This window comes from Priestia sp. P1_B12_1, assembly GCF_056406695.1.
In genome coordinates, this window is sequence record NZ_JBFTZR010000013.1 from 70,725 (window position 1) to 78,960 (window position 8,236).

The window sequence follows — 8,236 nt, forward strand, 5'->3', positions numbered from 1 at the left end:
TAAAAGGCTTCTCTAGGCGTATACAGCTTGTATTAACGCGGTATCGCTACTGAAATAGATACTGATTAAGTAATGAAGTCGTAATTCTTTAGATACTAAGTAGCTACTGCAGTAAGCTTACTTGTCTACTCAAAAAATAAAAAAGAAACGATACTGCAGTAGGTGATGATTCTTATAACACCTGAGGATTCTTATAAAATTTACTTTTTCAATTAGCAATCTCTCTAGAAATTATTGAGTGTCTTGAAATAAAAAAGTCTCCTTGATATCATCCAGGAGAGCTCTTATGAATATTAGTTATTTTAAGTTAAAACATTTCTTCTTTGCTTTCTTTCACCCTAAGCCTAATTAGTAATAAACTATATTTTCAGTGATATAATTTAGACGATTTTCCTTACGATTTCATCCATCAGATAAAGAAAATAGGTATGTGGTATAGGATCTTCAAATTGTATAGCTATTCAGATTTTCGAAGTATGCTTTTTTTTACGTGAATAAGTGAAATAAATGATTAATCCGATTACTACCCAAGAAAGATAATAAATATATCTTACCTCCATGTATTATAAAAAATGTATTTATTTTAATAGGCGTGTACCGTGCGCAATATCCTCATAGAAACTAAAGTTAGAATCTCTTCTCATTTAAACAATCTAATAAAAATATTCCGATTTATATAGATAATATCTAATACACTTTTAATATATTATTTTGAATAATTACATGACTTATCGAAAAAAGAGCAAACCACTTATAAGGCTCGCTCTTTTCACAATTAGTATTGATATCGGATTGTGAAAATTGGATCATATTGCATCCAGTACTGTAAAATATGACGATTAACTTGGGTGTCACTATATCTTAATTCAGCTGAAGGTAAACCATTTGGGCTTACAACCTCTTGGCTAATTAATTTTGCATCTCTAGGAAGAATAATAATTACTGACATAGTGAATGGACTCTGATTAACACTGAAATTACTTTGTGGTGCAATAAATGAAAGTTCATAAATACCATCTCTTGGGTTAATTTCTTTTTGTAAGAAAAATTTAAGTTCCTGACTACCAGCTTCCAAGTTAACTGTATTTAAGGATACTTGATTAGTTTTTTCTTTAATAAGTTCCCATTGTTCTTTATTGGCAGCAATCAAGCCTTCAATTTCTTTGCGTTGTTCTTCAGTCATAGCATCAAGCTGTTCTAGATCAACAGGAGATTGAAATTCTTGACGGTTTTCCACCTCTTGTAATGTTCTCAAATAAGCTTTTTGCGAATCTCCTGATATACTAGGAAGAACCAAGGTAATTTCTTGAGGTTCTGGGCTATTTAAGCTAATAACTGTATCAATACTTACAGTATCTCCTACATTTCCACCCTGGATACGTGATGTATCGCTTATAGTTACGACGGTATCCTGTTTATTAATTGCCCTCACAAATTCAGCCATTCACTATCACAACCTTCTTCAGTTTTTTAGTTACGACTAACTTTGATAGTTCTAAAACACTAAACTATCAATATGTATATTTTACTATAAAAATACAAAAAAATGATATTTTTTTCGTTTATTATTCCTTTTCATACAATTTTTACTTATAAAAAATCCGATAAGTAAGAGCATAGATACTTTACATTTTTTAGTTTCTAGTATAAAGATTGGATTTACTTGAAAGAGGGACATATTTTCCTACCGGTCTTTATTCTTATGCAGTTATTTCAAATAATTGATGAATAAACCAGAATACATAAGTCTAATGAAAGAAAACTTAGACAAGCCGTTGCCTTTGTATCATAATAAACGAATGAGTCTGCGGAAAATCCAGGAAAGGAAGCTACCGTTGTATCTTGGGCGGCATTGTATAGAGAAATAAAAAAAGAGCAAACTCCCTAACAAGGAGTTTGCTCTTTTTTTATTTGAGTCTTATTTGACATATATCATTCAAGAAAATTACAATTTGTGATCTAATTTGTATACCTCGCTAGTTAGTTCTTCAATTCTTAACTGCGGATAATGTTGTACGAGTTGGGAATAGTGATTTTCATCTTCTTGCTCCCTTATGGACGGACCTTTTTCACTATAACCTTCATATTCAATTACAGCAATGTTTTGAAAACGAAGTTTTTTTAGCATCATGTTATAAAAGGTATAATTGTGAGTAGAAATAATAATTTGCTTATTATATTTTTCAATAAATAAACGTAACAAATCGATAAAAGCTAATATATTGACTTCGTCCATACTTTGTATTGGGTCATCCATCCCAATAAGTTGGAGTGGTGACCATTTTTAGTGAAGAGCCATAGCTATAAAGAAAGAAAGAGCTATAGAATTTACTTGGGCAGAACTAAATATATAAGAAGCATTAGCTGGAATTTCTGCTTCACTTTCTCCAGTTAACACATGTATTAACAAACGATAAGCTTTATTACGATGTTCTTTAGAAAACTTTAGTTTATTGTACAAGGGATGGGAGTTAATATGAGTGAAAATCTTTTGAACAGTATCAAATAATTCTTCAATCATTTTATTATTTAGTGAGTCCATCGATGTTTTTACCTGCGATAGAGCCTCTTGTAATGCTGCACAATCTTCTTCTATTCTATGTTTATTTTCATTTAATACTTTTAAATGCTTTTTTTGTTTTTCCAGATTTTTTTGATATGTTAATAATTTAAATTCATCTTTAGCTTGATCTAAGGATGATAAAGCCTTAAATGTCAGTTCTTCTCTTTCCTCTAAGGATTTTAAAGTTTTTACTTGTTCTTCAGAAATTTTTTCTAAAAAGGTCTTAATTTCTGATTCACTCCATGAGTGGACATTTTTAGCATTAATATCTAAGCTCTCTAGGTTTCCTACAAAATGATTGATAAACTCTTTTACTTGAGGTACTTTCCTTTCTAATAATTGGACCTTTCCAGATAGATTAGCACGCTCTTTTAACGATAACGGAGATAGTAAAGATTTTAATTCTGATTCCATTGACTTTAAATTATCTTCAAAATCACTCATTGATATATCAAGCCCTATTTTATTTGCATCTTCGTTATATGTATTCAAAAAAGTTCTTAGTTCCTTCAGCTCTTTGTTTTGTTGTTTTTCATACTAGAGGAAGCTTTTTTATTATTTAAGGACTTTACTACTTATATATTTATAAAATTCTTTTCTCACCAATTTCTTTAAATTTCTTAGGTTATTTTCCTCGGAATAATTAATTGTTTGAATAATTTTTTCTAGATCTTCTAGTGAAAGTTCATCTTCAGTTTTTTCTTTATAATCTTTTATTACTTTCTTCACATATTCCTTTCGATCCTCTGCATTTAAATATGAACATTCAAAAACCAAACTAAACCTTGACCTAAGTTCCGAAGGTACCTCTTTAAAAAAGTCCTCTTTACTAAAATTAGAAGTAAAAACAATTATATAGCCATCTAAATCGTGAATGTTTCCCAAAGCATCATCAAATCGTCCCTCTTCTAATAATTGCAAGAAAAAATTATGTATGGCTCCATCGGCTTTTTCAAACTCATCAATTATTAGTACACCAACGTTACTTATTTTTATTTTTTTAACCAAATCGCTATCTTCTTGACTCCCAATATATCCTGGAGGACTTCCAATTAAGCTAGAAAGAGAACTTTCACTCTTATAATTAGCAAGGTTAATTTTTGCTATAGGGGAGTTATCATCTAAATATCTATGTAATGTTCTTCCTATTTCAGTCTTTCCGGTACCTGAAGGGCCTAATAAAAATAGAGAAAAAATGGGTTGATCTTTGATTTTTTTATTAAAATATTTATATACCTCCAGCTCTTTAATCATACTTTGTTTAAATGCTTCATGTCCTATTAATTGATTGTTTAAAACCCTTTTTAATTCCTCAAAGTCTTTTTTATCAACTATCATCATTTTATTGGTTTCTTCTTGAACTTCTGCTCTATCATTTTTAGTAGGCTGAGTTTCTATTTCCAACTTAATACCTCTTGAAAAATATGGAGAGGTGTTTAATAAAGATTCCAGATATTTTTCACACACTATAAAAGTAATACTTTTATCTTCTATTAAATCTAAAAGACATAACATCTTCTCCAAGAAATAGGTGATTGTTTCATTTTGATTTAACATTTTTACAGCGCTTGTTAAATCAAACTCTATTCTTATATCTGTTAATATATCTGCTATACTATTTTGATGAACATCTAAAAATGGAAAAGTTAAGATTTTTATATTCCTCTTTCTTCTCTCTTCAACGTACTGTGCATAATCAGTTTGCTTATAATAATTTACTTTGTAAAGCAATATAGACTCCTTCTCTCTTTACATATGAATATCTTGGGTTATAGCTAATATATCTATATAGTGGTAACTTTCATTTTCCTGCATTTGTTTTCCCGTATTACTATCCATAATTTCTGTTTCTTGATTATTATTACTATCTTTACTAAGGTAAGTAAATGTATTCTTTAAATCATCGGAACTTTTCAAACCTTTATAGACTCCAATTAATGAAACCTTTCCTAATAATAAATCGTCAATTGTATAATTATTTTCAAATTCATTTTCAGCATTAGCAGGAATTTTAATCAAATAGTTTTCATTTTCTTTTTTTCCTGTAAGCTGGTAAGAGTAGTCGCTTAGCATAGGTTTTACCAATTCTCCTATTGATATATCTTCATGCACAAACTTATCTAATACTCCCTGTTTAATCATTTTAATTTGCCTTGTTTCTTCTTCATTAACTAAACTTAAATTTACATCATCAATTTTTATCAACTGTCCTTGTTGAGCATTAGATATGTTTGTATCAGTAACTTTTATTTTATTAATTAATTCTTTCAAAACCACTGAGTTTGTCATTTTTATCTCTACTGTTGTTTTTAAATGTGAGCCATGTGAGTAATTATAAGAGGCTTCTGCACTACTATCAAAAACAATTGCTAGCATAGTCTTTACCTTGGTAGCTAACTTAACACTATGGGTATTATCTTTTTGCTTTTCTTCTGCTGTAGCGACTTTGTTATCCAATAGCATTGCTATTTCAAACACTTTGTTGAAATTTATATAATATAAACAAAAGAAATAATTTTCTTTTTTTCTTCTAGCCATCTAATAACTGTCTCCTTTTTATAAGTAAATTTCCTTTTGTGTTGTACGTTTACTTATTAAATAATATCTAATCGATAATTCTACCTTAGAAAAAATTTTTCTATAACTTCTAAAATGAACATATACAATTTACATAAATACACCTGAAATATTAGCAATCCAGCTAAACTCAATAAACAATTTTAATAAATTTAATTTTAGAATAGTAGACTACAATAATCTGTTCTAAAATTAAAAATATCCACTCCCTTTTTTATTATAAACGAACATAGGTTCCGTTTCCATGTTTGAGTTTTTCTAAATTCAGTGCGAAAATTAAACCATAAATGTTCGCAAAAGTGTATGGATTTCACAAAACGTTCGTAATATGATTTGAAACTAAAGCGAACGATAAAAATGAAGGATGTTATATCCAAAATAAAAGTCCGTAAACGTACACTTTTATGAACTTTTTTATCACATTAATTTTTAGTAAGCTCTTGAGGGAAAGGATATTACTAAAGTGCTTAAACTCTTTGTTACTGTAGAAAGATCAAAAGAGGATTAGAAGTATAAAAAATTTAAAAGATACAAATAATAGTACTAACTTTTAAGAGCTATATGTTCTTATTATAGGCGATGGAGTTCGCCATAATCGCCCTTGGGCTAATGACTCCTACTAGTAAAAGGTTATGTATCTTTTTACTAGTAGGAGTTTTTTTATTAAAAAATATATAAAGAATTGAGGATGAAAGCATGAAATTTTTATCAGTAGTACTTGTAATTGCTTTGACAATTCTATTTTTCTTTTCGCCGGCCATAACTACACTAGCATCAACAACGTATAAATGGAGAACGTCTGTTGATGTTCCAGTTGCTTATTCACCAAAAATTAAACACATGGAAAAAAGTATCCTTTTACAAGGCCCTCGTCCTACTAAAAATGCTATTCGATTGCAGCTTATCAAGAAAGGAATTTTATCAGAAAAAGTGTATGATGAGATTATTATTAACCCTTCAAATGAGAGCAACACTACTTTTAAAACAATACTCCATGCACCGTCTGGACAAAATTATTACATAAAAATAGGTGCTTTAATGAGTTCAGGCATACTAATTATTACGCCGCATTAAAAAAAGTAAAAACCTCTGCCATTTACTATGGTAGAGGTTTTTGCGTCCATCGGGCTTTTCTTTTTCACTGTTAGAAAAAAAGAAATATTACTTCTATAGAAATAACAGACATCTCTAGCTAAGAAGATGAATTGTGTAACATTTCTTTTAGCTTACCTGCTCTAAAATTTTTGAAGTATAGACAGTAGCTACTGTGGAAATTGATAAAAAAACAGCAAAAAAATTGTAAGATAGCATTAGTCTTGCCTACAGCCGTCGCCCCTGTTAACCAAGTTTTGATATAAAGAAAGTATTAATAAATTCACCCTTACCTTTTGATACTTGTTCTACAAGGAACCTAATAAGATACCAGCAAACGCCAATAAAATCCCCCCTATATAACTGTATGCTAAATAAGGATAAAGAATAGAGTATTTTTTATTTTCACGAAGCTGAACATTTTCTAACTTAAGTGTAGAGAATGTTGTAAATGCCCCCATAAATCCAATACCTAGAAAAGAATATAAATCAGATGTAATACCTTGACCTACAATCCAACCTAATAGGAAAGAACCAACCAAATTTATAAATAATGTACCTATAGGGAAGCCTTTAGAAGACTTTTTATTCATCCACGTACTTAACACATAACGTGCAATAGCCCCCATAAATCCACCTATCGCAATTAATAAAAAGGTCATGATGCTTGTTCTCCTTTCTCCTGAAACTTGCTGGCTGCACGTTTTCCCACTTGATAACCTAGCCAAGACATCAGCAAACCTCCAAATAAACTAAGAACGACATAAAGGAAGGCCATAGACCATAATCGATGTTGAATTAATGTAACGGTTTCTACACTAAAAGTTGAAAACGTTGTAAAAGACCCTATTAATCCCGTACCAATTCCAGCTAAAATATGAGGATGTAATAATTTCAATTTTATAATGTAGGTTGTAAGCCACCCTAGAGCAAAGCATCCAATCAGGTTAATAATTAATGTACCTAACGGAAAATCATAATCCCACCATGAATGGGTGAAAACTCCTAGGTAATACCGTAGCAAACTACCTATGACTCCTCCTATTCCAACTAACAAATAATTCATTTCTGTCACCTCTTTCTTAATATAGACAAAAAAATAGACTCCTACCCAATAAATGGGTAGGAGTCATTAGCACAACGGCAGTTTTGGCGAACTCCATCGCCGTTTATATTTTTTATCCTATAACCATTCTACATAATTTAAATAAACTATCAAGAGTTAATTATGTAAGGAGACTAGGGGAAGAAATACTCTTATATCGGTTTAAAAGTGTAGGAAAAAACTGCTTGATCTTTTGTTGAAGCATTTATTAGTTCAAGCTTGTCTATTTGTTCAAACGATTCTTCGACTTTGATTTTAAATGTATAGATGCCTGGTGTCTTCATCTCATACTGTCTGGGTTGACGACCAGGGTCAGATAGCCAACTGGCTCCGTCAGGATTAAAACGTCCATGATTGAGCCTGACCTTGCCTTCTCTTAAATGAATCGTATAATCATATACACCCTTGTACGTTTTTAAAATTAAGGCTTCTTTACCAGCCTTAAAAGTTCCAGGTAGGATATAATCCTTATTAGGTTCAGCGATATCAAAAGATGCCCTTTTAACGTAAGATAAAAATAAAAACAAAAGAACAATTGATAAAAACAAGTAAAGTGCACCGATCATAGCTTATCTCTCCTATAGAAAGTGTTAAATGTATTATTCCCACTCAAATAAGAAATAAATCAATAAAATCTACCTTCTTCTACTATACTCTTCATCAATAAAGACTATTTCTATAGGGACTAGCATATGAATAAAAGCTGCATAAGCTATAAAAAATGGAGATGGCTGAGTCCTACTGCCGCAAGGGCTCCTTTTTTATATGTCTTCCGGAAAGAGACATTATGGTGCGACAAGAAGTCGCTTTCTTACAGTGTAGCTAACGCTACTCATCTAGACGTAGAGATGATCTCCATCCAAAACGGCATTCTTGGTAACGAGTTTGTCGGTTGCATG

At 30.7% G+C, this 8,236-nt stretch carries 10 protein-coding genes and 2 riboswitches; of the genes, 2 read left to right on the top strand and 8 right to left on the bottom strand.

The window, feature by feature from the left end; genetic code table 11:
* Positions 1-775: 775 nt before the first annotated feature.
* The 5 genes from AC1D0Y_RS25320 to AC1D0Y_RS25340 form a co-directional block, all read right to left on the bottom strand.
* A complete protein-coding gene (locus AC1D0Y_RS25320) occupies positions 776-1,444 on the bottom strand; it encodes a hypothetical protein (RefSeq protein WP_477708103.1) in 669 nt (222 codons plus the stop codon).
* A gap of 501 nt (positions 1,445-1,945) precedes the next feature.
* Positions 1,946-2,236, bottom strand: coding sequence for a hypothetical protein (locus AC1D0Y_RS25325; RefSeq protein ID WP_477708104.1), 291 nt, complete (start codon positions 2,234-2,236; stop codon positions 1,946-1,948).
* A 48-nt stretch (positions 2,237-2,284) separates the two neighbouring features.
* Complete coding sequence (locus tag AC1D0Y_RS25330; protein ID WP_477708105.1) at positions 2,285-3,055, bottom strand: hypothetical protein; 771 nt, start codon at positions 3,053-3,055, stop codon at positions 2,285-2,287.
* Positions 3,056-3,118: 63 nt separating this feature from the next.
* Complete coding sequence (locus AC1D0Y_RS25335; protein WP_477708106.1) at positions 3,119-4,294, bottom strand: AAA family ATPase; 1,176 nt, start codon at positions 4,292-4,294, stop codon at positions 3,119-3,121.
* Positions 4,295-4,312: 18 nt separating this feature from the next.
* Complete coding sequence (locus tag AC1D0Y_RS25340) at positions 4,313-5,101, bottom strand: hypothetical protein (protein WP_477708107.1); 789 nt, start codon at positions 5,099-5,101, stop codon at positions 4,313-4,315.
* 605 nt (positions 5,102-5,706) lie between these two features.
* Positions 5,707-5,766: riboswitch (Fluoride riboswitch) on the top strand.
* A 70-nt stretch (positions 5,767-5,836) separates the two neighbouring features.
* Here AC1D0Y_RS25340 and AC1D0Y_RS25345 point away from each other — a divergent pair.
* A complete protein-coding gene (locus tag AC1D0Y_RS25345; RefSeq protein WP_477708108.1) occupies positions 5,837-6,214 on the top strand; it encodes a hypothetical protein in 378 nt (125 codons plus the stop codon).
* 326 nt (positions 6,215-6,540) lie between these two features.
* Here the strand turns inward: AC1D0Y_RS25345 and crcB (AC1D0Y_RS25350) are convergent, their stop codons facing one another.
* The 3 genes from crcB (AC1D0Y_RS25350) to AC1D0Y_RS25360 form a co-directional block, all read right to left on the bottom strand.
* Positions 6,541-6,894: a fluoride efflux transporter CrcB gene (gene crcB / locus AC1D0Y_RS25350; RefSeq protein ID WP_477708109.1), complete on the bottom strand. Its 354-nt coding sequence runs from the start codon at positions 6,892-6,894 to the stop codon at positions 6,541-6,543.
* Positions 6,891-7,298, bottom strand: a complete 408-nt coding sequence (crcB, locus tag AC1D0Y_RS25355) for a fluoride efflux transporter CrcB (protein WP_477708110.1) — start codon at positions 7,296-7,298, stop codon at positions 6,891-6,893. The genes crcB (AC1D0Y_RS25350) and crcB (AC1D0Y_RS25355) overlap by 4 nt, the downstream gene beginning before the upstream one ends.
* Before the next feature lie 50 nt (positions 7,299-7,348).
* A riboswitch (Fluoride riboswitch) is annotated at positions 7,349-7,408 on the bottom strand.
* Between the two features lie 81 nt (positions 7,409-7,489).
* A complete protein-coding gene (locus AC1D0Y_RS25360) occupies positions 7,490-7,903 on the bottom strand; it encodes a hypothetical protein (RefSeq protein WP_477708111.1) in 414 nt (137 codons plus the stop codon).
* A gap of 126 nt (positions 7,904-8,029) precedes the next feature.
* Between AC1D0Y_RS25360 and AC1D0Y_RS25365 the strand changes: the two genes are divergently transcribed.
* The coding region (locus AC1D0Y_RS25365) for a hypothetical protein (protein WP_477708112.1) at positions 8,030-8,236 on the top strand (207 nt) is incomplete at its 3' end.